The sequence below is a fragment of the Streptomyces sichuanensis genome (genome assembly GCF_020328095.1).
GTDB classification, from domain to species: Bacteria; Actinomycetota; Actinomycetes; order Streptomycetales; family Streptomycetaceae; genus Streptomyces; species Streptomyces cinnamoneus.
Window position 1 is genome coordinate 1 of sequence record NZ_JAIXMK010000080.1, and the last position, 22,560, is coordinate 22,560.

The 22,560-nt window shown below is 72.3% G+C and carries 21 protein-coding genes and 1 other RNA gene; 10 read left to right on the top strand and 12 right to left on the bottom strand.

Annotated features, from left to right (window positions below; genetic code table 11):
• Positions 1 to 1,248: FG-GAP-like repeat-containing protein (locus LE181_RS21630; protein ID WP_225662983.1), on the top strand; the 1,248-nt coding region annotated here is incomplete at its 5' end.
• A 70-nt stretch (positions 1,249 to 1,318) separates the two neighbouring features.
• Here LE181_RS21630 and LE181_RS21635 read toward each other — a convergent pair.
• The 3 genes from LE181_RS21635 to LE181_RS21645 all read right to left on the bottom strand — a co-directional run bounded on the left by LE181_RS21635 (position 1,319) and on the right by LE181_RS21645 (position 7,543).
• On the bottom strand, positions 1,319 to 3,508 hold the full coding sequence (locus LE181_RS21635; RefSeq protein ID WP_225662984.1) for a PIG-L family deacetylase: 2,190 nt from the start codon (positions 3,506 to 3,508) through the stop codon (positions 1,319 to 1,321).
• Between the two features lie 41 nt (positions 3,509 to 3,549).
• The gene (locus LE181_RS21640) at positions 3,550 to 6,426 is read right to left on the bottom strand and encodes a stealth family protein (RefSeq protein WP_225662985.1); all 2,877 of its coding nucleotides are present in this window, start codon (positions 6,424 to 6,426) and stop codon (positions 3,550 to 3,552) included.
• A 79-nt stretch (positions 6,427 to 6,505) separates the two neighbouring features.
• The gene (locus tag LE181_RS21645) at positions 6,506 to 7,543 is read right to left on the bottom strand and encodes a hypothetical protein (protein ID WP_225663204.1); all 1,038 of its coding nucleotides are present in this window, start codon (positions 7,541 to 7,543) and stop codon (positions 6,506 to 6,508) included.
• A gap of 579 nt (positions 7,544 to 8,122) precedes the next feature.
• Between LE181_RS21645 and LE181_RS21650 the strand changes: the two genes are divergently transcribed.
• Positions 8,123 to 10,024, top strand: a complete 1,902-nt coding sequence (locus LE181_RS21650) for a stealth family protein (RefSeq protein ID WP_225662986.1) — start codon at positions 8,123 to 8,125, stop codon at positions 10,022 to 10,024.
• Between the two features lie 6 nt (positions 10,025 to 10,030).
• On the opposite strand, the gene LE181_RS21655 is transcribed toward LE181_RS21650, so the two are convergent.
• Genes LE181_RS21655 through LE181_RS21665 form a run of 3 tightly spaced genes read right to left on the bottom strand, consistent with a single transcriptional unit; the run spans position 10,031 to position 12,024 of the window.
• Positions 10,031 to 10,582 (bottom strand): superoxide dismutase family protein, encoded by a 552-nt coding sequence (locus LE181_RS21655; RefSeq protein WP_225662991.1) that lies wholly within the window; start codon positions 10,580 to 10,582, stop codon positions 10,031 to 10,033.
• A 40-nt stretch (positions 10,583 to 10,622) separates the two neighbouring features.
• The gene (locus tag LE181_RS21660) at positions 10,623 to 11,468 is read right to left on the bottom strand and encodes an SGNH/GDSL hydrolase family protein (RefSeq protein ID WP_225662998.1); all 846 of its coding nucleotides are present in this window, start codon (positions 11,466 to 11,468) and stop codon (positions 10,623 to 10,625) included.
• Complete coding sequence (locus LE181_RS21665; protein WP_225663000.1) at positions 11,455 to 12,024, bottom strand: PadR family transcriptional regulator; 570 nt, start codon at positions 12,022 to 12,024, stop codon at positions 11,455 to 11,457. Before LE181_RS21665 ends, LE181_RS21660 begins: the two co-directional genes overlap by 14 nt.
• A gap of 94 nt (positions 12,025 to 12,118) precedes the next feature.
• Here LE181_RS21665 and LE181_RS21670 point away from each other — a divergent pair, with 94 nt between their 5' ends.
• Positions 12,119 to 12,604, top strand: a complete 486-nt coding sequence (locus LE181_RS21670) for a nuclear transport factor 2 family protein (protein WP_225663195.1) — start codon at positions 12,119 to 12,121, stop codon at positions 12,602 to 12,604.
• On the opposite strand, the gene LE181_RS21675 is transcribed toward LE181_RS21670, so the two are convergent.
• Entirely contained in the window at positions 12,601 to 13,158 is a 558-nt protein-coding gene (locus LE181_RS21675) for a YceI family protein (RefSeq protein WP_225663001.1), read from the bottom strand. The two genes, LE181_RS21670 and LE181_RS21675, sit on opposite strands and share 4 nt — an antisense overlap.
• A gap of 154 nt (positions 13,159 to 13,312) precedes the next feature.
• Between LE181_RS21675 and LE181_RS21680 the strand changes: the two genes are divergently transcribed.
• From LE181_RS21680 to LE181_RS21695, 4 genes are all read left to right on the top strand, one after another.
• The gene (locus LE181_RS21680) at positions 13,313 to 13,669 is read left to right on the top strand and encodes a hypothetical protein (RefSeq protein WP_225663003.1); all 357 of its coding nucleotides are present in this window, start codon (positions 13,313 to 13,315) and stop codon (positions 13,667 to 13,669) included.
• Positions 13,666 to 13,914, top strand: a complete 249-nt coding sequence (locus LE181_RS21685; RefSeq protein WP_225663005.1) for a hypothetical protein — start codon at positions 13,666 to 13,668, stop codon at positions 13,912 to 13,914. The genes LE181_RS21680 and LE181_RS21685 overlap by 4 nt, the downstream gene beginning before the upstream one ends.
• Positions 13,915 to 14,133: 219 nt before the next feature.
• Complete coding sequence (locus tag LE181_RS21690) at positions 14,134 to 15,057, top strand: hypothetical protein (RefSeq protein ID WP_225663007.1); 924 nt, start codon at positions 14,134 to 14,136, stop codon at positions 15,055 to 15,057.
• A 60-nt stretch (positions 15,058 to 15,117) separates the two neighbouring features.
• Positions 15,118 to 15,456, top strand: a complete 339-nt coding sequence (locus LE181_RS21695) for a hypothetical protein (RefSeq protein ID WP_225663015.1) — start codon at positions 15,118 to 15,120, stop codon at positions 15,454 to 15,456.
• 76 nt (positions 15,457 to 15,532) lie between these two features.
• Here the strand turns inward: LE181_RS21695 and rnpB are convergent.
• Positions 15,533 to 15,934: RNase P RNA component class A (rnpB, locus tag LE181_RS21700), an RNA gene on the bottom strand.
• Positions 15,935 to 15,963: 29 nt separating this feature from the next.
• The gene (locus LE181_RS21705; protein ID WP_225663022.1) at positions 15,964 to 17,430 is read right to left on the bottom strand and encodes an RNB domain-containing ribonuclease; all 1,467 of its coding nucleotides are present in this window, start codon (positions 17,428 to 17,430) and stop codon (positions 15,964 to 15,966) included.
• A 149-nt stretch (positions 17,431 to 17,579) separates the two neighbouring features.
• On the opposite strand from LE181_RS21705, the gene yaaA reads away from it, so the two are divergent.
• The gene (gene yaaA / locus LE181_RS21710; protein ID WP_225663031.1) at positions 17,580 to 18,377 is read left to right on the top strand and encodes a peroxide stress protein YaaA; all 798 of its coding nucleotides are present in this window, start codon (positions 17,580 to 17,582) and stop codon (positions 18,375 to 18,377) included.
• A gap of 3 nt (positions 18,378 to 18,380) precedes the next feature.
• On the opposite strand, the gene LE181_RS21715 is transcribed toward yaaA, so the two are convergent.
• Positions 18,381 to 20,615 carry an NACHT domain-containing protein gene (locus LE181_RS21715; protein WP_225663039.1) on the bottom strand — a complete coding sequence of 745 codons (2,235 nt, stop codon included), beginning with the start codon at positions 20,613 to 20,615 and terminating at the stop codon, positions 18,381 to 18,383.
• Between the two features lie 94 nt (positions 20,616 to 20,709).
• Here LE181_RS21715 and LE181_RS21720 point away from each other — a divergent pair, with 94 nt between their 5' ends.
• Positions 20,710 to 21,018 carry a hypothetical protein gene (locus LE181_RS21720; RefSeq protein ID WP_225663041.1) on the top strand — a complete coding sequence of 103 codons (309 nt, stop codon included), beginning with the start codon at positions 20,710 to 20,712 and terminating at the stop codon, positions 21,016 to 21,018.
• A 3-nt stretch (positions 21,019 to 21,021) separates the two neighbouring features.
• On the opposite strand, the gene LE181_RS21725 is transcribed toward LE181_RS21720, so the two are convergent.
• Both LE181_RS21725 and LE181_RS21730 read right to left on the bottom strand, forming a co-directional pair.
• A complete protein-coding gene (locus LE181_RS21725) occupies positions 21,022 to 21,156 on the bottom strand; it encodes a DUF397 domain-containing protein (protein WP_308103183.1) in 135 nt (44 codons plus the stop codon).
• Complete coding sequence (locus LE181_RS21730; protein WP_225663043.1) at positions 21,107 to 22,036, bottom strand: helix-turn-helix domain-containing protein; 930 nt, start codon at positions 22,034 to 22,036, stop codon at positions 21,107 to 21,109. Before LE181_RS21730 ends, LE181_RS21725 begins: the two co-directional genes overlap by 50 nt.
• A 138-nt stretch (positions 22,037 to 22,174) precedes the next feature.
• Here LE181_RS21730 and LE181_RS21735 point away from each other — a divergent pair, with 138 nt between their 5' ends.
• The gene (locus LE181_RS21735) at positions 22,175 to 22,501 is read left to right on the top strand and encodes a hypothetical protein (protein ID WP_225663045.1); all 327 of its coding nucleotides are present in this window, start codon (positions 22,175 to 22,177) and stop codon (positions 22,499 to 22,501) included.
• Positions 22,502 to 22,560: the final 59 nt, after the last annotated feature.

Below are 22,560 nucleotides of genomic sequence, written 5' to 3' on the forward strand. Positions count from 1 at the left end.
ACCGACCTCACCCGCGAGACCGGCACCACGGCCGACGCCGTCGAGCTCGTCCCGCGCGGCGACCGCGACCTGGTCATGGTCAAGCTCGCCAAGCCCGTCACCGGCGTCGCTCCCGTGAACATCTCGGGTTACGAGCCCCGCAAGGGCGAGGACCTGCGCGTCACGGGCTACGGCCGCACCAAGGACGAGTGGGCCCCCGACCTGCTGCACACCGCCGACTTCGGTATCGGCGCCGTCTCCGGCGCCACGCTGGAGCTCACCGGCAAGTCCGCGGACGCCGCCTTGTGCAAGGGCGACACCGGCGGTCCCGCCTTCCGCGAGAAGGACGGCGCCGTCGAGCTCGCCGCCATCAACACCGGCTCCTGGCAGGGCGGCTGCTTCGGCACCGACGAGAGCGAGACCCGCAAGGACGCCACGAGCACCCGCGTCGACGACATCGCCCACTGGATCGCACAACTCCGCCTCACCGGCAGGACCGACCAGCTCACCAACGTCATCACCACCGCCGACTTCAACAACGACGGCCGCACCGACATCGCCGCCGTGCTCAAGGACGGCTCGCTGCACGCGTTCTACGCCGGGCCGGACGGGACGTTCGAGTACGGGCGCGATCTGTGGCGCGACAAGACCTGGGACGGCAAGAAGCAGATCATCGGTGGTGACTTCAACGGCGACGGCAAAGCCGACGTCCTCGCCATCGGCTACGACGGCGGCATGCACCTCTACGCCGGGCAGGACAACGGCAAGCTCGCCGACGGCAAGGCCGCCTGGGGTGACAAGTCCTGGGGCAAGATCCCGCTCGTGACCCGTTACAGGGGTGACGGCTGGAACCGCGACGGTCTGATCGCCCAGTGGGACGACGGCACACTCATGGCCTACTCCCCCGCCCCCGACGGTACGCTCAGCGGCGGTTCACGCAAGGAGATGTGGCGCGACAAGACGTGGACCAAGAAGCGCATCGCCACCGGGGACTTCAACGGTGACGGGCGCGACGACGTCGCCGCGGTCGCGGCCAACGGCCAGCTCCACCTGTACGCCGGCAACGGCAAGGGCTCGTTCGACAACGCCCGTGACCTGTGGCGCGACGCCAGCTGGGACACCATGCAGCTCGTTTTGGGCGGCGACTTCAACGGCGACGGCAAGGGCGACCTTCTCGCCCGCTGGGGCCGCGGCGACCTGCGCTGGTACGCCGGTGACGGCAAGGGCAGCCTCGCCGACGGCCGGGCGGTCTGGCCCGCCGGGTCCTGACCGGCGTCATGAAGAAGGGGTTGGCCCCCACCACTCCCGTGGTGGGGGCCAACCCCTTTGTACACACCCGCTACTTCAACTCCAGCCGCCCCGACTGCAGCGTCCCCTCCGGCGTGAGCGAAGCCGCGACCAGTCGCTTCTTGGCGTCCACCGCGACCGACGGCGGACCCACCATGTGGGTGCCGAAGGTCGACCAGCGCTGCTTGGCGCCCGCGCCGATGGCGCTGGCGCTCAGGGTGCCCGAGCTGTTGCGGGTCACCAGGACCGCGCGTGACGGGTCCGCCGGGTCGCCGGCCAGGGCCATCGCGCCGTAGCCGCGGCCCGCGAGGCCGAGGTGGACCGGCTGCCACTGGTTGCCGACGGCGTCGGGCAGGCGGAAGGCCAGGGGCTTGGACGTCTTCGGCTCGCGGTAGGTCAGCAGCAGCGAACCGTCGGGCTGGGCGAGGAGCGTGGGCGGGTCGGCCGGGGTGGGCAGGCGGCCGTCGTAGGACGGGGTGAGCTCGCCGTTGGGCCTCTCCTGGGCCCAGTGCAGGATGGTGCCGTGGCCGGAGCCGACCACGTGGATGCGGCCGTCCTTGTCGGTGACCGCGCTGAGGCCCTCCTGCACCTCGTCCGGGCCGCCGCCCGAGCCGGCCTTCGCGCCGGGGCCGCTGCGGGGGCCCTCGGCGAGGCCGCCGAGGCCGCCGGAGCCGGAGTTGCCGGAGGCGTCGCGCCGCGGCGCGTGGTCCGGCTCGTCGGACTCGGGGCCCAGACCGCCGGGCGCCGCGTCGGCGAGCACCTTCCACTCGCTCCAGCTGCCGTCGGGCGCCTGCCGTCTGGTGCTCACGCCCTTGGCCGCGTTGCGTGCGAACACCTGGGCGCTGCCGTCGGCGTTGCGCGCCACCACGGGCGCGCCCGTGAGGCGGTCGCGTGCCGGGTCGGCGTCGGGCGTGCCGAGGGAGGTCCAGGTGCCGAATCCCCCACCGGAACGTTCCTGCTCCACGGTCACGATCTCGCGGCGGTTGCTCTCCGGTGCGTGACCGAGCCCGGCGATGCGCTCGCCGAACAGTTGCCAGCGGCCGTCCTTGGTCCGGGAGACCGCCAGGTGCGGCATGAGGGGGCCGCCGCCGAGCAGCTTCGGGCCGTCGAAGCGGCCGCTGCCGGGGGCGGTCTCGGTCCACATCGCGGCCTGCCGGTCGAGCACGCCGAACGCGGTGAGGCGGCCGTCGGGGCCCTGCTGCAGCCACGTCGTGGTGCCGGGGTAGCGGTGGACGGTGCTCTGCAGCCAGCCCGTGCCGTAGCTGCGGTCGCGGCCGACGTCGTAGTCGCCGCAGCCCGCGGCGAAGCCGCAGCCGAACTCCGGGGAGCCGCCGTAGGCGTTGAGCACGTTGCCCTTGTCGCGCACCGCGGCCGGGGTGAGGTTGAACGGCCAGCGCTCGTTGTAGTAGCCGCGGTAGGCGGTGACGGTGAAGTGCTTGCCGCCGCCCGGGCCCTTGTAGCGGTCGAGCGCCGCGTAGGTGAACTGCGCGGCGGCCGTGTGGTCCGGGTGGTCGGAGAAGCCGGGCTGGTCGTGGTGCTTGCGGTTGGTGGCGTCGTGGATCTGCGCGTCCGGGTCCGGGTCCATGGTGCGCACCAGCGTCGGCTTGAACCGCTCCAGCACGTTGGCCAGTGCGTCGACGACGCCGGCGCCGGTGACGGGGCTGGACTCGCGCACGGTCGAGCCGGTGGCCACGCGGGTGCGGCCGACGGCCTGCGGGTCCGCCCACAGCTTCTGCAGGCGTACGTCGGAGCCGGGCTGGTCCGCGGTGTGCTGGGCCACGCCGAGGAAGACGAGGGTGACGCCGGGGTGGTCGACGAGGCTGTCGGTCTCGGCCTTCCAGCCGCCGGGCAGGTCGAGGGTGGTGCGCTTCCACTCGGCCAGCGGCTTGCCGGTCGCCATCAGGGAATACGCCTGGCGCAGTCCCTGCTGGCGGGAGCCGGCGTAGCCGCCGAAGTCCGGCTGGGGCTTCACCTTCTGCCCGGGCACGTTGTTGCGGCCGTCGGCCTCGCCACTGGTCAGGTAGACGCTGACCACACGGTGGTTGGCGTCGATCGACTGGTGGACGTCGGGGTTCATGAAGTACAGGTCGTCGTCGGGGTGGGCGACGACCTGCAGGGTGACGGCGCCGGCAGTGCCGTCCTTGCGGGCGGAGACCTCCGCCCGCGGCGCGGCGGCCGGGGCGGAGGGCTTGGGCTTCTCACCGCCGGAGGCGGTGCAGCCGGCGACGCCGAGCGCGAGCATGGCCGCGAGCACGCTCCTTCTGCTGGGGCCCGCCACCCCCGTCACCGTGCCCCGTGGGCGAGGCGGCTGTTGCGGACCGAACCCTTCTCGTACTGCGAGGCGACGGGGAAGTAGCTTGCCAGGAAGACGGCCAGGGCGTCGGCCTGCTCGTCCTCCGGCACGTCGCCGTCGTGGTAGTCGTTGATGCAGAACACGTCGTGGGAGCGGGCCGCCAGCAGGCGGTGCAGCCGGACGTGGTGCTCGCGCAGGCCGACGTTGACGAAGGCCGAGCTGATGCCGCTGGGGACGCTGCGGCCGGTGAACATGCCGTACCAGTGGTGCAGCGACGAGGTGATCGCGAGGTCCGTGCGGGCGCGGAACTGCGCGCCGGCCGTGAGGGCGACCTCCTCGGCGAAGCGCTCCTCGATCTCCTCCAGCGTGCTGCGGCGCAGCGGGTGCGGCGCGTGCAGGAAGGTGTTGGCGACCGTCTTGCCGAACTCCCGCTCGATCAGGGCGCGGTTGTTCTTGGCGGCGGCGAAGACGAGGTCGCTGTCGAGCGACGGGTCGCCGGCCGGCACGGCGGTGGGCGAGACGAAGCACTTGGCCAGGCCGCTGCCGAGGAAGAACGACTCGGGCTGCATCGGACGGCCGAGGAAGACGTCGTCGTTGAAGTACAGGACGTGCTCGGCCAGGCCCTCGATGCGGTGCAGCCGGCTCTCGATGGCGTGCGAGTTGTACGAGGGCAGGCGGCCGGTGTCGCCGAAGATCTCGCGGTGGCTGACCACGCGGACCCGCGGGTGGTCGGTGTCGAGCCACTCGGGCACCTGGTCGTCGGTGACGAGGTAGATGTTGCGCACCCAGGGGGCGTGCAGGTCCAGGGAGCGCAGGGAGTAGCGCAGTTCGTCGCGGCTGCGGAAGCGGGCGGAGCTGCCGGCGGAGGCGGCGGCCAGGATGCCGTGCTCGGCCTGCGTGCGCTCCTTGCGGGCGAGCCACTCCGGGTCGGTGCCGTCGACCCACGTGTAGACGACGTCGATGGGGAAGTCGACCTGGTCGACGAAGGTCTTGGTGTACGCCTCGACGGTGCTGTACTCGCGCTCACCACCGACGCTCTTGCGGGCGGTGCGGGCCAGCTCGGTGCGCGGCAGGGTGGCGCCGTAGCGGGTGCCGCCGGGGATGGTGACGGTGCTCTCGTCGTCCTCGGTGTCGCGCCAGAAGGCGACGTCGCAGCCGTAGACGCCGCTGACGCGCAGCTGGCCGCGGCCGGTGAGGACGGGCCGGAAGACGCGCACGGCGGTGCAGCCGGCCGGCAGCGAGGCGGGGGTGAGGACCGCGGCGAGGACGGTGCGCAGGACGGCGCCGCGCTCGTTGAGCAGGCCCGCGTAGACCGGCTCGTCGCGGTAGCGCTCGGCGAAGTCCTTGAGGAAGGCGTCGCGCTGGGCGCCGTCGACGGTGAGGGTGTGGCGCAGCTGCGGGGTGTCGGTGAGGACGTAGGGGATGTCGAGGGACTCCAGGACGTCGACCGCGAGGTCGAGGTTGTCCCGCATCACCTCGAAGGGGGTGGTGTCCTCGCGGACGAGGCAGATCTGGCCGCCGGCCCGGCGGACGTCGGGGCGGGCCGCCTCGATGCGCACCTCGTGCGCCTTGTCGGCGACGCCGGCCTGGGGGCGGTCGACGCCCTTGGGCACGGCCGCTCCGACGATGCCGCCCTGGGCGTCGGCCGCGGCCTGCAGGGTGCGGCGGACGGCCTTGTCGGCGTCGCGGCTGCCGCTGTCGCGGTGGGCGGCGAGCTCCTCCAGGAGCTCGTCCCACTTCTGGGCGACCTCGCCGTCGGTGAAGCGGGTGGAGGTCTTGAGGGCGGCGGCGCCCATCTCGTGCCGGAGGGCGTCGTCGTCCATCAGGCGGGCGAGGGCGGCGGCGAGCTCGCCCTCGTCGCCGAGGGGGACGAGGAGGCCGTCGTGGCCGTCGGTGAGGATCTCGGCGGGGCCGTTGGGGCAGTCGTAGGCGATGACGGGCACGCCGGCGGCCTGGGCCTCGACGAGGACGAGCCCGAACGCCTCGACGCGCGAGGTGAGCATGGCGATGGACGCCTTGGCCCATTCCTCGGTCATGTTGGGGGTGCTGCCGACGAGCTGCACCTGGTCGGCGACGCCGAACTGGCCGGCGATGCCCTTGAGGGCGCGCATGCGGGGGCCGTCGCCGAGGACGCGCAGGGTCCAGCGCGGCCGGTCGGCGGCGGCGGTGGCGAAGGCGCGGATGGCGTGCTCGATCTGCTTCTCGGAGGCCAGGCGGGCGCCGAGGACGACGGTGCGGGTCTCCAGGGTGGAGCGCGGGCGGTAGCCGTCGGGCAGGGCGTTGCCGATGGTGGCCAGGCGCGGGGCGCAGTCGCCGAGGGTCTCGGCGAACCAGTCGCGGGTGCGCTCGGTGAGCGAGACCAGCCCGTCGATGGCCGAGGTGAACATGCGCAGCGGCTCGCCGGAGGTGCCGCGCAGCTCCGAGACGCGGTGGTCCAGGTGGACGGTGAGGACGTGCCGGGGCGCGAGCTGGGCCATGTAGGCCATGAGCGCCGGGGTGGTGGAGATGAGCACGTCGGCGTCGATGGTGCGCAGCGCCTCGGTGAGCTCCAGGTCGGTCAGCCGGTTGAAGGCGGACTCCCACTCGGGGCGCACGAGGGCGCTGGGGGTGGCGGCGAGGCGCTTGTGCGCCGCGGTGAGGTCGGGGCCGCCGGCGGGGGCGCTGCGCACGGGGCGCTGCTGGCCGCGCTTGTCGACGAGGTTGCGCACGCGCACCGTGCCGCTGTCGAAGAACGACTCGCCGCGGGTGCGGAAGACGCTCAGGATCTCCACCTCGTGGTGCCGGGCGAGCAGCTCGGCGAGCGTCATGGTGGCGCGTTCGGTGCCGCCCATGGTGTCGGCGGAGGTCAGCAGAAAGGTGATTTTCACGTGCGGCCTTCGAAGTGTGCGGCGGTCCGGGTGCGGTGGCCTCGGTGGTCTAGACGGGTTGGCTCGGTGCTCGGTTGCCTCAGGTGCTCCCGAGGCTGCTCGGGGTGCAGACGAGCTGGAGCGCGCCGCGGCGGGTGTACTGGGGTTTGACCTGGATGAACGCGCCGGTCTCCGTCCGCACGGTGAAGGCGGGCGGGGTGAGGACCTTGCGGGGGGCGTTCAGGTCGTGCTCGTGGCGGCCGAGGTCGAGCGGCTTGGCGCCGCGGGGGCCGGGCACGAGGCGGAGCGAGAGGGTCTGGCGGCCGGAGGTGCCGGCGAGGAGCCGGCCCAGCGGCAGGGTGACCCGCCACGCGGTGTCGTCGCCGGGCAGCGGCTCGGCGTCGTGGTGCAGGAGCCGGCGGCGCTGCTGGTCGACGAGCTCGACGGCGGGGCGCGGGTCGCCGGCGGTGCCGGCGGCGGGCCCGTAGAGCGCGAAGAGCAGCTTGGCGCCGGTGAAGGAGCGCTCGATGCGCAGGACCTCCGCGCGGGGCAGCGGTGCGGCGACGGTGAGCCGCAGCGCTCCGGCGGGGGTGAGGCCGAGGCGGTGCCGGCGGCCGGTGCGCGGGCAGGTGGCCAGGGCGCGGGTGGGGCCGGCGTAGTCGGGCGGGCCGTCGCCGAGCAGGCGCAGCCGTACGGGCGCGGTGTCGCCGTCGAGCTCCAGGCCGAGGGTCCAGCGGCCGGTGCCCAGGGGCAGGCCGCCGATCTCCTCGCCGAGCAGGACGGTCGCCTCGGCGGTGGTGCGGCCGTCGGCGTCCTGCCGGAGCCGGGCCTCGGCCCGCAGGCGGGTGGAGCCGCTGACCAGGAGCACGTGGGCGCCGCGGTCGGCGGGCGTGCCGGAGGGCAGCGCGGCGTTGAGGTTGAGGGTGTGGCCGTCGAGGACGGCGGCGTACTGCACGCGCGCCGCGGAGCCGTGGGCGGCGGGCATGAGGACGGAGTCGACGAGCGTGCTGCGTCCCGTGGCGAGGCCGGAGGCGGCCCGGCGGCGCACCGTCGCACCGACCTTCATGACCGGGCTGCGGCGCAGCGCGATGCGTGCGGACTTCTTGATCACGCGCAGGGCGTGACGGGGCGCGGTCACGGGCGTACCCCGCGTCCGTTCGCCGCCGGCGCGGGGCCGGAATCGTCGCGCGGGCTCCGCCGGGCCCCGGGAGTCATGATCTGGAAGTACACCCAAACAGGGTAAACGGATCTCCGGCACGCGTGCGGCCGACGATGAGTCGATCTTCGGCCTGGGTGCGGCCGGTTCCGGGCGTATGTCCGCCGTGGTTCCGCCCGTGGTTCCGCCGTGCCGGGGTGGCAGGCACCGTACCGCCCCGGGGGCACGGCCGACAGCCCCTTTCACCCCCGGGTGAGCTTCCCCACACGCCGCCCGGAATTGCCGCGTCCGTTTCAGGGCTGCCCGGGCGTGATGCGACCCTTGGGGGTGAGGGGCGCGCACGGCGCCGTCCGGCCCCCGGCACTGCTGGCATTGGTCCCGCTTTGCGGGCATGCGAGAGATTGCTTCCGGGTAAAAATCTCTGGTAGTTACTTAACTCTCTGTTTTCCGGCGCCGCCGGGTTCACTGTCGGGCTGGTGACGTGCTGTTCTGAAGGGTTCCCGGGGTACCCGGGAGTACGGAAGGGCGCCCATACAGGACGACCGAGGGGTTGAAACGATCATGTCACGCGAGCCGTCGACCCCGCCCTCCCGCGGCGCGGACATACCTGCCGCCGCAGGTACTCCCCCGGCGGGCCAGACGGCTCCCCGCACCCCCGCCCAGCGCGCCAACCCCGAGAAGTCCGGGCTGGTCAAGGCGTACCGCAGGGTCCTGCCGGAGAGCGCCCGCCGGGCGATCGCCCAGCGCGTGTCCGTCGAGACCCGCGGCGCGCTCATGCAGCACATGGCCAACTCGCTCGACCTCCAGCAGCGCCGCCAGAAGATCCGCGGCCGCCGGCTCCAGCGCCGCTACGCCGGCCACCTGGACGCGGCCCTCCCCCGGGTCGTCCTGGTGGACGGCAAGGCGCACATAGCCCTGGTCGACCCGGCCCTCACCCCGCACGGCACCCGCGCCGACACCCTCACCCTGCTGTGCTCCACGCTGGAGGACGCGGGCATCGCCCACTTCTGCGTGCGCCACGCGAGCGCCGGCACCACGCCCGCGATCGCGGTGGCCGCCGCCGACCGGCGCCGGGTGCTGCACCACCTCGCCCGCCTGTGCGGGCACATACCCGGCTACGTGGCGCCCGTGGGCCGCGACGGCGTCCCCGGCCAGCCACTGCCCGGCTTCGTGCCCGGCACCTGGCGCCAGGTGGAGAAGAGCGACGTCACCCGCGTCACATGGTTCCGCACCACCGGCGACGGGACACTGGTCCTCGGCCAGGAGCACGGCTGCGACATCCAGTTCTGGGCGCGCGAGGAGGGCCCACACGGCCCGCTGCTCGTGGCCCCGCGCCGCAACGGCGTGGTCGAGGAGGTGCCCGCCTTCGCGGAGCCGGTCGAGGCGCCGGTGGAGCTCTTCACGGGCCCGCTGGGGCACACGGTGGACGCGGACGCGAGCGCCCGCGACGGGGCGCGCCGTACGGTCAGCACCCGCCCGGAGCTGACCCTGCGCCTCCCGCAGGACATCACGTTCCCCATCGACGTCGTCTACACCTGGGTCGACGGCAGCGACCCGGTGTGGGCCGCGCGCCGCGCGCAGGCCCAGCGGGACGCGGGCGGCGCCGAGACGCGCCACGAGGAGGCGGCGAACGACGCCCGCTACCTCAGCCGCGACGAGCTGAAGTACTCCCTGCGCTCCCTGCACCAGTACGCGCCCTGGGTGCGCACGGTCTACCTGGTCACCGACGACCAGACGCCCGAGTGGCTGGACACCTCGCACCCCGGCATCCGCGTGGTCAGCCACAAGCAGATCTTCTCCGACCCGAACGCCCTGCCGACGTTCAACTCGCACGCCATCGAGAGCCAGCTGCACCACATCGAGGGCCTGTCCGAGCACTTCCTGTACTTCAACGACGACGTCTTCCTCGGCAGCCCGCTGACGCCGCACACGTTCTTCCTCTCCAACGGGCTGACGAAGTTCTTCCCCTCCCCCGCGCTGATCCCGCTGGGCGCCCACGACCCGGCCGACCCGCCGGTGGCGGCCGCGGCGAAGAACAACCGCGCGCTGGTCGAGGAGGGCTTCTCCACCACCTTCACGCAGAAGATGCGGCACGTGCCGCACGCGCTGAGCCGCAGCGTGCTCGCCGAGATAGAGGAGCGGTACGCGGACGCCCACAAGGCCACCGCCGCCGCCCGGTTCCGCAGCCCCGAGGACCTGTCGGTCGCCTCCTCGCTGCACCACTACTACGCGTACCACCAGGCCCGGGCCATACCGTCCGAGATGCGCTACGTCTACATGGACCTGGCGCACCCGAACACCTCGCGCCGCCTCAACCGGCTGCTGGCCCACCGGGACATGGACGTCTTCTGCATCAACGACACGGTGTCGACGGCGGAGGACATGGAGCGGACGAACGCGCTCATCGCACCGTTCCTGGAGGGCTACTTCCCGGTGCCGGGCCCGTTCGAGAAGCGCGCGTGACGTCCGTCACTCAAAGGGCACGTTGACGCAGGCCAGCCGGGCCCCGGCCATGCCGGCGTGCCCGGGCCCGGTCTCGGTGGCGTGCTCGTGGACGACCACGGAACGGGCCTCGCCGGCGCGGAAGCTCCACTGCACCGTGCTCACCGCGCCGCCGTCGCCGCGCGCGTCGGTGGTGAAGTCCAGCCACACCTCGTTCTGCGCGTTGGCGTACTGCGGGTCGGTCGAGGGCTGCTTGGGGTCCTTGACGTTCTGGTAGTGCGGCCCGGAGGCGTCGGGCGTGCTGCCGCACGCCTGGGTGTGCACGTGGGCCCCGAACGTCCGGTTCGCCTGCACCCCGCTGATCCGCAGCTCGACGCGCGTGCCGTCGTACGAGGTGCGCTCGGTCACCGCGACACGGCTGCCGGCCGGGACGGCCGTCCCGTCGAACGTCACCGCCCGGTGCGTTCCCCCGTCGGCGGCACTGAACCGACCGTCGACGACGAGCCCTTGGGCGGCCATGCCCCCCGTGGGCGAGACGATGGCCATGGACGCGGCGACCACCGAGATGAGAAGCGACATCGTCGACCCCTTTCGGCGTGGCTCCGGTGCGGTACCGGAATTACGGCGACTTCGGGTGCGCGCTCTTCCCGTTCTTCCCGTCCACCGTAGCCAGCCCCGGCGGAAGATGCGCGACGGGCAGGAGCCCGGGGCGCTTGGCCGTACGGCCGTCGCCCGAGGAGCGGCCGCGCAGGCGGCGGACGAGCCAGGGCCCGAGGAAGGCGGCGGCCCAGCGGGCCTCCCCGGCGGCACTGCGCCACCGTGCGGAGGGTGCGGCCGGGGGCGGCAGGGGGTGCGTCCAGGAGTCGTCGCTGCCGGGCAGGCCGAGGGCGTGGGCGACGGCGGCCGCGATCCGCTCGTGGCCGAGGGGGCCGGCGTGCAGCCGGTCCGGGCTCCACAGGCGGGGGTCGGTCACGACGGGGTGGTGGGTGGTCTCGGCGACGACGACCCCGTGCCGGTGTGCGGCGCGGCGGATGCGGTGGTTGAGGGCGCTGACGCGGGGGCCGAGGGGGCGGGCGAGCGGGGTGATCCGTGCGACGTCGGGGAAGGTGAGGGTCGCGACGCGGGCCCCCTGCGCGGTGAGCGCGGCGAACATCGCCTCCAGGTGCCCGGCGACCTCGTCGGCGTCGAAGCGCGGCCGCAGCAGGTCGTTGACGCCGGCGACGACGGTGGCCAGGTCGGGGCGGAGGGCGAGGGCGGCGGCGAGCTGTTCGTCGCGGACCTGCCCGGCGAGGCGGCCGCGCACGGCCAGATTGGCGTACAGGAGGCCGGGGTTGTGCGGGGCGAGATGGCCGGCGGCGAGCCGGTCGGCCCAGCCGCGGGGACGGTCGGCGTCGTCCGGGTCGCCCAGGCCCTCGGTCTGGCTGTCGCCCAGGGCGACGTAGCGCACGTACTCACGCCCGGGCACGGGCCGACCGCCTCTCGTTCAGGATCGCCACGCTGCGCTCGCACCAGTCGCGGTTCTCCTGCTCGAAGGCGAGGCCGCGCAGACAGGTGAGGTAGGGGCCGATCCGTTCGCCGTGGCGCAGGTACTCGTCCTCGGTGCGGTCGCCGCGCATCGTGTGCAGCAGCGAGCCGAACAGCTCGACCTTGGCCCGGGCGAAGGCCGCCCGTTCGGTGAGCTGGGCGATCAGCTCGCCGGTGTCGACGTGGTCGGCGGCCTGGACCTTGACGAGCAGGTCGTCGCGGATGAAGGAGGGCTTGGTGGCGGCCGCCGTGAACCGTTCCATCTCGGCGGTTCCGGCGTCGGTGACGCGGAACAGGCGCTTGGTGGGCCGGGTGTCCTGCACGACCTCCCGGCCGGTGATCAGCCCGTCGTTCTCCAGCCTGGTCAGCTCGGCGTAGAGCTGCTGCGGCAGCGCGTGCCAGAAGTTCGCCACTCCCGTGTCGAACGCCTTGGCGAGCTGGTAGCCGCTCAGCTCCTCGTTGAGCAGCGCGGCCAGGACGGCGTGGCGCAGGGCCATGGGTGGCTCCCCTCTGTTCACGGATCCCGGGGGCATGGTACTCATAAATTTGAATAGTCAGAATGATGAGTACCGAGGAGGAGCCGTGACGGCAGTGTCAGCAGCGGACCGCTTCCGTGCCGCCGTGGAGGGCGGCGACGTCACCGGCCTGGAGGGGCTGTTCACCGAGGACGTCCGCCTCTACAGCCCGGTGAAGTTCCAGCCGTTCGAGGGCCCGGAGACGGTGCTGGGGCTGTTCGGGGTCCTGCTGCGGGTCTTCGAGGACTTCCGCTACGTCGGGCGCCTCGACGGCACGACGCGGACGAGTGCCGACGGCACGGACGCCGCGTCGGCGGTCCTGCTCTTCCGGGCCACGGTGGGGGGCCGGGAGATCCACGGCATCGATCTGCTGCATCTGGACGAGGAGGGGCTGATCAAGGAGTTCACGGTCATGGTCCGCCCGCAGTCGGCGGTGCACGCCCTGGGCGAGGCCGTCCTCGCGGGCCTGGTGGCCGACGGCCTGGTCCCCGCCCCGGCTCCGGCTCCGGCTCCGGCTCCGGCTCCGGCTCCGGCTCCGGCTCCGGCTCCGGCGGACGCCTAGCTCTCGCGCACGGCCTCGACGTCGACCGTCACGTCGATCATGTCCCCGACGACCACCCCGCCCCGGTCGACGGTGTCGTTCCAACTGACGCCGAAGTCGTGCCGGTTGATGCGCGCGGTGGCGCAGAACCCGGCACGCCGCCGGGGCCCGAGGTCGCGCCCGTCCTCCCACCAGGGGGTGTCCCACTGCCCCAGGTACGTCACGTCGAACGTCACGGGCCGCGTCACGCCCCGCACGGTGAGGTCTCCGGTGAGCAGGAAGTCCGTCGGGCTCAGCTGCCGGACCTGCGTCCCGGTGAACGTCCAGGTCGGATGGTGCTCGGCGTCGAAGAAGTCGGCGCTCCGCAGGTGCTCGTCGCGCTGGGGCTGCCCGGTGTACACCTGCGTGGCGTCGACCGTCGCCTCGACCCGCGCCGTCTCCGGCGCGTCCGGGTCGGCCTCCAGCGACCCCTGCACGTTCTTGAGGGCTCCGCGGACGTGGGTGACCATCATGTGCCGGGCCCGGAATTCGGCGCCGGTGTGCCCGGGCTCGAAGAACCATCTGGTCGTAGCCATGGCGACTCCCCTGGCATCGTGACCCCCGTCCAGAATAGGCCGCCGGGGCCGTCCGGTCCTGACCACCGAGGAGGCCCGCCGGTGCGGCCCAGGTGGCTACTGTGTACCCACACAGCAGGCGCCGGTCACGATCTCGCTGACGCAAGGGAGCCACATGAGCGCGCACCCGGTCGAACACGGCGACGAGCCGACCATCGAGCGTCCCGACAGAACGATTTCCGCCCTCAGACAAGCCCTGGCTCGCGTGGCCCCGGCGAAGCTCCCCCTGCTGGAGGCCGAGCGGGACGAGGTCCTCACGCTGGCAGCGGAAACCCAGTCCGTGGGCCCTGTCAACGGTTTCCTGCTGCGCTGGGCGGTGACGGTAGAGATCGAACGTCACCCAGTGGTCGCCCGCCGTCTCCATGAAGCCGAGCGCCTGGTCCGGACGGCCACGGACGAGGAGACCATGCGTTGCGCCGCGCGAGAGGTGGCCGGCATCAAGGCGGCGGCCCGGCGGGCGGTCGGCGAGTGAGCGACGGCTGGGCCTGGGAGTACTGGTGGGCGGAGACCGAGCTGGACCTCGGTCCGGAGCTGGCGGGCCAGATCAAGGAGCGGTGCGAGGAGTTACTCCGTGCCGCAGAGACCCTGTACATCTCGGGGGAACGCCACGAGGGCGGTTCCGACGCCCAGGTCTCCTACGTCGCGGGCGGCATGTTCGAGTACCTGCTCGCACCTCGGCTGCTGAAGCTGGTCGTCGTCAGCGTCACCGCCTACTGATTCACCCGGCGGTGCCATAAAGCCGCCGACAGCTGCCCCGGACGGCAATTCGGCATTCAAATTGCCCGGACTCCTTAACTCCGTTTAATTCTGCCGACCGTACGTCGGGCCCGTAATCGGAGTGGCTCAATATCACTTCTGTTCAACTGATTGACCCTGCTCACCTGCCACTGCTACCAACAAAGGCATCGATTCTCCCGGCAGATGAGGAGTGGCGACATGCTGCGCATCGACGTCAGCATTTTCTCCGGCCGTCCCGACCCGTCCTGGATCATCACCGACGAGAGTGCGGTGAGAAACCTGTTATCGGAGGTGGCCGATGCAGCGGAAGAAGCGGTGGGGATTCCGGGGGCGGGATACGACGGTCTCGGATATCGCGAAGTGGTGGTCTCCGCCGTCAGCGACGACGAGCCCTGGCCCGAGTCCGTACCCCGCAGTTTCGCCCTGGGCACCCTGGGCGCCCGCAACCCGGGCCGCTCGGCCGAGCTGGCCCGCCGGGTCGTGGAGGGCATGACCCGGCACGCGGACACGCAGCTGGCCGAGCACGAGCAGACCCCGCTCGACGACGAACTGCGCGAGCTGGTGCTCGGCGAGCTCGACGCCTTCGCGGCCGGGCCGCCGGCCTGGACCCGGTCCCCGGCGCTTCCCGCGCACCCGCTGCGCACCACCGGCCGGGAAATCGAACCGGCCGCCACCTGTTACATCGAATACGGCCAGTTCAACCCCGCCTTCTGGAACCGCCCGGAAGTGCAGCCGTACAACAACTGCTACAACTACGCGCGCAACATACGCACGGACACCTTCGCCCAGCCCGGCCGGGCGCACGGCGCCCAGACCGGGACGATGGCCTGCCCGAACGTCACCCAGGCCACGCTCGCCGACGGTTTCGTCCGCCGCTTCCAATGCCTGCCGGACAGCGAGAAGCCCCGCTGGCTCACTGCGCTTGTCGTCTGGCCGGGCCGTGACTTCCACTGGTACCGGATCCAGAGCGGCAATTTCTGGGGACACAAGCCCGGATCGACGCAGGCCCGGGACTACGACAACAGCGGTAACCGGATCACCAACCCGGAAACCTGCAACCGCGGAAATTACCGCGACTTCTGTGGATACTTCTACGCCGGACGCTCGGTCGTCATCAGGTGACCGGGCCGGACGTCGCCGGCCGGGGCCGGGCGGGGTGAAGAGGGGAGTGAGGAGGGACCGATGCTGGTGGAACTGGACCTGTTCAGCGGTTGCCCCGCTCCGCGCTGGCATCTCGGCCCCGGGGCCGCCGAGGAGTTCCGCACGCTCACGGCCGCTCTCCCGCCCACGGGCCCCGTGAGCCGGCCCCGGAGCCCGGGGCTGGGCTACCGCGGCTTCACCGTCACGGACGGCGACACGGTGGTCCGGGTCTTCGCCGGCCGGGTCACCGAGGGGACCACCTCCCGGGACGACCCCGGCAGGCACCTGGAGCGCTGGCTCCTGTCCCGGCTCCCCCCGCCCCTGCGCCACCTCCGCCCCGTGGTGGCCGAGGCGATCGACGAGGACGGCCGGGACGCCTGACGCAGCGGCGCCCACGCGCAAGCGAAAGGCCCCCGGCCTGCACGTTCGCAGATCGGGGGCCCTGTCGCTCAGGCGGTGGACGAGTCGGCCTGTACGCCGGGTTCTGTCTCCCGGGGGCCTTGCGGCCCTCGGGGAGGCGGCCATCCATCTAGACCTGGCGTTGCCGCCAGGTTCGTGCGGTCTACCCGCGGACTCGGGCGGGCAGCCCTCGGTCGTCCGCGCAGGGCCGTTCGGAAACGGCCCCTCTTGACCTTGCTCCGGGTGGGGTTTACCTAGCCGCCTGGGTCACCCCAGGCGCTGGTGGTCTCTTACACCACCGTTTCACCCTTACCGGAATCCGAGGATTCCGGCGGTCTGTTTTCTGTGGCACTGTCCCGCGGGTCACCCCGGGTGGGCGTTACCCACCACCCTGCCGTATGGAGCCCGGACGTTCCTCGGGGGACCCCTGAAGGTCCCACGCGGCCGCCCGGCCGGCTCATCCACCGTGTCGACCATGGTACCGGCCGCTCACGCCGGGGCGAACCAGACCTTTTCGCGGCCCGGGTCCGCCTCGATCACCCGGACCCGCATGCGCCGGCCCAGCTCCAGCGGCGGGCCGTCGCCGTCGCCCTCGACGTGGCCGACCACCGCCGGGTCGTAGAGGTGGACCGTGCCCGCCGTGGGACGGGACTCGACGACGTCCACGACGTAGCCCTCGAAGACCTCCCCGATGCGGTGGCGCAGCAGCGCCGCCTCCACCAGGTCCACGCACTCCCGCTCCGCCTCCGCCGCCCGTCGCGCACCGCGTTCCATCGTGGCCGGCAGCCCGTCCAGCGCCGTGCGCACCCACTCGGGGGCGTCCAGCCCCACGGACGCCGCCAGGCACAGCTCACTGGTGTAGCGGTCGGCCAGGCGGCGCAGCGGCGCCGTGCAGTGGGCGTACGGGGCCGCCAGCGCCGCGTGCACGGGGTCGGCGGGGACCGGGTGGGTGGTGGGGCGGTCACGGTCGAAGACCACGTAGCCGGCGCCGCGCAGCAGCGTCGTGCACTCCTGCAGGAACGCCGCGTGCTGCGGATGGTGCGGGTCCAGCGCCCGCACCACCACCGGGTACGGCATCCCCTCGGGCCACCCGACGCCCAGCGCCTTCGCCACCCGCCGCAGCCTCTGCACCGCCCCCGCGGGCGCGGCGGGCAGCGTGCGCAGGATGCCCGTCCCCGCGTCCAGCATCAGCCGGGCCGCCGCCATGCCCGTCATCAGGGAGATCTGCGCGTTCCACTCCTCCGCCGGCAGCGGCACCCGGTAGTGCAGCCCGTAGCCGCCGTCCTCCCGCGGCACCACCTCCTGCTCCGGCACGTTGAGCGAGATCCCCCCGCGCGTCCGTTCCAGCTCCTGCCGCCGCGCCCCGATCTCCCGCAGCAGCGACAGCGGCTCCTCGGCCGTGCCGGTGTCGACGGCCCGCTGCACGCCCGCGTAGTCCAGCCGCGCCCGGCTGCGCACCACGGCCCGCCGCACGTCCGTGGCCACGACCTTCCCGTCCGTGTCCATGTCCAGCTGCCACAGCACGGCCGGCCGGTCGTGGTCCGGCAGCAGGCTCGCGGCGCCCTCGCCCAGGCTCTCGGGGTACAGGGGCACCCGCACGTCCGGGTAGTACAGGGTCATCACCCGCTCGTGCGCCTCCTGGTCCAGCGCGCCGCCCGGCCGGACGAAGGCGGCCACGTCCGCGATCGCGTAGTGCACGCGGTAGCCCCCGGTCCTCCGCCGGGACAGGAACATGGCCTGGTCGAGGTCCTGCGCCCCCGGTGGGTCGACCGTGAACAGCGGAACGTCCGTGGCGTCGTACGCGGGCATGCGGGGGCGCCGCGCGGCCTGCTCGGCCTCCTGGAGCGCCCGGGCCGGGAAGCCCTCCGGCACGTGCGCCCTCTCACGTACCTCACGCAGTGCCGACAGAAGCGGATGGCGCTCCGTGTCCGTCACGCGGATCGGGCGGCGGGGCATGATCCCGAGCCTAGGGGCGGCACCGGCGGGCGGCACGGCGAGCGAGGCGGACGGCGTCAGGGCGGGACGGCGCCGGGGCGGACGGCGTCACGACGCGACGGCGTTAGGGTGGCACGGATCCGCGACGTTCCGATGGGGAGATTCACACCGTGCTCGTGCTGTTGCCGCCGTCCGAGGGGAAGGCCACCGGAGGTGCCGGACCGGCGCTGGAGCTCGGCTCGCTCTCCCTGCCCGCCCTCACCGACCACCGCCGGGCCGTGCTCGACGAGCTCACCGAGCTGTGCGCCGGCGACGAGGAGAAGGCCGCCGGCGTCCTCGGCCTCAGCCCCGGCCTGCGCGGCGAGATCGCCAAGAACGCCGCCCTGCGGACCGCGCCGACCCGCCCCGCCGGCGAGATCTATACCGGCGTCCTCTACGACGCCCTCGGCATCGCCGGCCTCGGCGCCGCCGCCCGCCGCGCCGCCGGCCGCTCGCTGCTCGTCTTCTCCGGCCTGTGGGGCGCGGTGCGCATCGACGACGCCATCCCCTCCTACCGCTGCTCGATGGGCGTCAAGCTCCCGGCCCTGGGCGCGCTCGGCGCGCACTGGCGCGCCCCCATGGCCGAGGCCCTTCCCGAGGCGGCGGGCGACGGACTCGTCCTCGACCTGCGCTCCGCCGCCTACGCGACGGCCTGGAAGCCCAAGGGCGAGCTGGCCGAGCGCACGGCGACCGTGCGCGTGCTGCAGTCGAAGACCGTGAACGGCGTCGAGAAGCGCTCCGTCGTCAGCCACTTCAACAAGGCCACCAAGGGCCGCCTCGTGCGCGACCTCCTCACCGCCGGGTACGAGCCCGCCTCCCCCCGCGAGCTCGCCGACGCCCTGCGTGGGCTGGGCTACGCGGTCGAGGGCGACGCCCCGGCCAAGCGCGGCACGCCGTGGGCCCTGGACGTCGTGGTCACCGAGCTGTAGGCGTCAGCCCGCGACGCCGAACCGGGCTCTGGCGTACGCGTAGATGTCGGCCGTGAGCTCCGGTTCGGTCCAGGCGAACTGCACGTCGCAGGGTTCCCGGTCCAGCCTGCGCAGCGTGACGGAGACCGGCAGCTCGCCCTGGAACCGCAGGGCGCCGGGCAGCGCCCGCGCCTTCTCCGAAGGGCTGCGCTGCCCCACCCTCACGACCACCGGCCGCCCGTCGCGCCCCTTGAGGCGCACCCCGACCTCGACGGACGCCTTGGCGCAGCCGCGGGCCTCCATCCCACCGCCGAGTCCGAGGACGGAGACGGAACGACGGGCCGACGCCCCGAGCTCCGTCGCGACGGACGAGCCGGCCGGTACCGTCCACGACAGCGTCCTGAGGGAGTAGCACGTCTGGCCGGTGGTGTCGTTGTTGCATTGGGCGGACACGCTGATGTCGGGCTTCGCACCGGAGCGGTGGTCGAGGCCCACACCACTGGAGGCCATGTAGCTGACGAGCCCCACGATGATCAGCCCCATCAGGGCGAAGCCGAACTGCGACGCCGCCGGCACGAAGGGCAGGAGCGGCTTCCAGTTCCAGCGCGCGTCCCACTCGACCTCCAGGACCGAACCCTTCGGCGGCCGGCCCCCGCCGCTCAGCTGCTCCTGCAGCCGCGCGTGGCGGAACTGGTAGACGGCACCGGTCTGCCGCAGCACCCCCAACTCGTGCGCGTCGTCGAGGAACCGCATCAGCCGCGGCGGAAGCCGCTTCGTCAGCCCGAACCACGCGCGCGACAGCTGGTACGCGCCCCACGCCGACCCGAGCAGCGTGGCCGAGCCGAGCCCCCCGCCGACGAGCAGGCCGTACTCCCACGCGGTCCCCGCCGGAACGTGCACCGCACTACGCAGCCAGCAGCCGACGACCACCCCCACGACACAGGCCACGACCAGGGCCGACAGCACTCCCAGCAGCCCGTACCGCAGCAGGGTGGCCCGCGGGCCGTGCAGCGCGTCCTTCGCGATGTACACCTGCTTGCGCCCGCTCCGGACCCCGGCGTACGCGACGTAGCCGCACCCGCCGGACAGCACCCCGGCCACCACACCCACGCCCGGCCCGAACAGCAGGGAGAAGAACCACCCCCACACGCAGCCGTAAGCCGTACCGACCAGAGGCCCCGTGATCAACGAGTCGATCTGCCACCAGGCGAAGTCGGACGTGCCGTCGCGGCGCATCCGGCGCGCGATGAGCTCCAGGTACCGTCTGGCCTGCTCGGACTTGTACCGCGTGTCCGCCGACTCGGCGTAGACCGTGGGGAGATACCTCTCCAGCAGATGGGACTCGATGTCACGCCGCTTCCCGAACCGCTTCCCCCTCAGCAACTCCCCCGGGTCGGTCGAGCCCGCGCGGTAGGCCGTGCGCGCCAGGTCCAGCATCAGCGGGGACGACAACGCCGCCGCCACCGGGCTCTTCGGAGTCCTCCGCAGGGCCTTGAAGACCCCGTCCCAGCGGCGGTCCTCCGGCACCTTGGAGTGTTCGAGGTAGGTGATCGCCGCCTCGGGCTTCACGGATTCGAGTTCCACGACGGCGGCTCTGGTGAGGTAGTCGCCGGTCGCCTCCACCGTGGTCTCGTACTCGGCGGCACGACAGGTCACCAGCAGCGGTACGTCCTCGGCGACAGCCGTCTCGATCTCCTTCACCGCGCGGGCGTGCAGTGCCGCGGGCAGTTCGTCCAAGCCGTCCAGTACGGGCATCACCTTGCCCTCGTCGACCAGCCGCTGCGCCGTCACCTTGTCGAGGTCCGGGCTGAGCGCCCTGAGCCGCCGGGCCATCCACCTGCGTAACGAGACCGCCGGTCTCCAGGACGACAGCGACAGCAGAACCGGCACCGGCTCCCCGTCCTCCCACGACGCGAGCAGCTCCCGGGCGAGCAGCAGCGCGAGCACGCTCTTCCCCGCCCCCGGCGCCCCCAGCACCACCAGCTGCCGCCGGGGCAGGCTGCGGAAGAAATCCGGTACTTGGGTGACGTCGCCCTGCCGGCTCAGGCCCTCGGTCCCCAGCACCTCCGCCGACGACTGGACCGGCCGCCCGCTGGGCGACCACCGGACCTTGATCGGCTCCGGGTGCTCCAGCCTGCGCCGCGAGACCTCGTTGTTGACCCGCTTACGGACCTCCTCGCGCAGCCCGCGCGCGGCACGGTCGGTGTCCGTGACCTGCCGTCCGTCCACGACCTGGATCTGGACCAGGTCGCGCCCCACCTTCGCCCTCGTGACTGATTGCTGCGAATGTCTGCGCATGCGCTCCCCCGGTGATGGAGACTGGCTCTGTTGCGTGGATCACAGGGAGTATGCGATGGGGTTACACGGTAAACGAGCACTGGCGGCCGCGGGAACCGTTGTGATGGCGGCGGCGGTGAACGTCGCGACCGGCATGCTGACGCAGAAGTGGTCGCTGGCCTGGGGGATCTGCACCGCCGTGCTGGTCGTCGTCGGCGGCGGCCTCCAGGCGTGGCTGACGGTGGCGGAGCGCGGGGCCGAGCGCCGCCAGCACTTCGAGGACGTCGAAGGCCGCGCGATCGAGCAGACGATGGCGGGCCCCGGCGAGCAGACGGTGAAGCGCGCCAGGGTCGACGGTGACCTCGTCCAACGCCAGGACGGCTGACGCCTAGAGGGCACCACGCTTGACGTCCGCGACGAAGGCCGCCCAGGCCGGGGCCGGGAAAACCAGCTCCGGGCCCTGGGGGGCGGCCTTACTGTCCCTTACCGGGACCAATCCGGGGATATCGGGGGCTATTTCTATGCAGTCGCCCGCGTCGTGCCCGCTGTAGCTGCTCTTGCGCCATGCTGTCATCGCGCCCGTACCCTTTCATCGCATCGCTGATCAGGGCGGCAGAATCAGAGCCTGAGAGGCAGTCAGCTCTGAGCACATCATAGATCCTGGCGTACCGAGTGATAAGCGCCGGATCATTGGTGAAGTGCCCCACCTCCAGGGATTCCGAGTAGATCCAGGTCTCCTCACCGGGGAGGGTAATCAACGACATCGAACTCTTCGGCTTGGTCAACGGCAGGCTGAACGGCGCTACTTGAACACGCAGGTTCGGCCGCTCGCCGGCCAGCAGGAGCTGCGCACACTGATCACGCATCACAGCGCTGCTCCCGACGAGGTTGCGAATGACGCTCTCGTCCAGGACCAGCATGAGAAGCGGACCGTCGGACTTCAGGAAGACTTGTTGCCGGCTCATTCGGGCCGCCACCCGTTCGTCCAGTTCGCGGCCCGTGAAGATCTGGGAAAGCAGAGCCCGTGCATATTCTTCGGTCTGCACCAGTCCCGGCATCACGTCCGTCTCGTAGGCGCGAAGAACCGTCGCCTTCGCCTCCATCTCCACCCGTCGCCTGAACCAGTCGGGATGGGTCGTGTGCGGGTACCAGTCGATCTTCTCCCAGAGCTTGACGAACATCTCGGCACCCCCCAGCAGCCGATCGCACGCCACCACGAAGTGGCGTTGCGGAACCCGGCTCCCCGCCTCCACCCTCGCCACCAGCGACCGGTCGCACGGGATCTTCCCCGCCAGTTCCTCCTGCGTCAGCCCCGCGACCTCCCGGTGGTGCCTCAGCACCTCCCCGAACACCGCCGCCGTCGTGGCCGCTCCGCCCCCGCCGTTGCCGTTGCGTCGCTTCACGTCGTCGCCCCCTGTGACAGCTTGCCCATGGCACGTGCAAAACGTTGTGAGCGTAAGGCGGCACACGGAACTCTGTAGTGACAACAGCGAGTTGGTCACCCACATGGGGTGATTTCCCTGCCAAGCACGAGGAACCCGATGGCGCCCATCCCCTCCGACGCCGACCTGCGTCGCGTCTCCGCCCAGACAGCCACCGAACTGCAGGCCGTGTGCCGTCAGCACGGCTGGGCCCTGCACATCACCGCCGGCGAGCCGGTCAGCGGCACCGGATATGTGACGTTTCCGCCGCTCCGCGTAGAGGTGGCGCAGCAGATCGTCGCCGGGTTGCGGCGGTTGCTGACGGGGCGGTGCGCGGAGTGCGCGGAGATCAAGCGGCGGCGCGCGCAGGCGGTCCGGGAGCAGGACGCGCATACCGCGGCCGCGATGGCCGACGCCATGGGGCGACACCAACGGGCGGTTCACTGACAACATGTGAACGCCGGTGACCGGCGGGGCGATAACCTGCTGCCGCCATGAACGATTTC

Coding starts and splice junctions, on each gene's coding strand:
- LE181_RS21680 (WP_225663003.1), top strand. CDS start 13,313: ATGAGCGCGCACCCGGTCGAACACGGCGACGAGCCGACCATCGAGCGT.
- LE181_RS21695 (WP_225663015.1), top strand. CDS start 15,118: ATGCTGGTGGAACTGGACCTGTTCAGCGGTTGCCCCGCTCCGCGCTGG.
- LE181_RS21665 (WP_225663000.1), bottom strand. CDS start 12,024: ATGGCCCTGCGCCACGCCGTCCTGGCCGCGCTGCTCAACGAGGAGCTG.
- LE181_RS21655 (WP_225662991.1), bottom strand. CDS start 10,582: ATGTCGCTTCTCATCTCGGTGGTCGCCGCGTCCATGGCCATCGTCTCG.
- LE181_RS21705 (WP_225663022.1), bottom strand. CDS start 17,430: ATGCCCCGCCGCCCGATCCGCGTGACGGACACGGAGCGCCATCCGCTT.
- LE181_RS21690 (WP_225663007.1), top strand. CDS start 14,134: ATGCTGCGCATCGACGTCAGCATTTTCTCCGGCCGTCCCGACCCGTCC.
- LE181_RS21720 (WP_225663041.1), top strand. CDS start 20,710: ATGGGGTTACACGGTAAACGAGCACTGGCGGCCGCGGGAACCGTTGTG.
- LE181_RS21635 (WP_225662984.1), bottom strand. CDS start 3,508: ATGCTCGCGCTCGGCGTCGCCGGCTGCACCGCCTCCGGCGGTGAGAAG.
- LE181_RS21650 (WP_225662986.1), top strand. CDS start 8,123: ATGTCACGCGAGCCGTCGACCCCGCCCTCCCGCGGCGCGGACATACCT.
- LE181_RS21675 (WP_225663001.1), bottom strand. CDS start 13,158: ATGGCTACGACCAGATGGTTCTTCGAGCCCGGGCACACCGGCGCCGAA.
- LE181_RS21735 (WP_225663045.1), top strand. CDS start 22,175: ATGGCGCCCATCCCCTCCGACGCCGACCTGCGTCGCGTCTCCGCCCAG.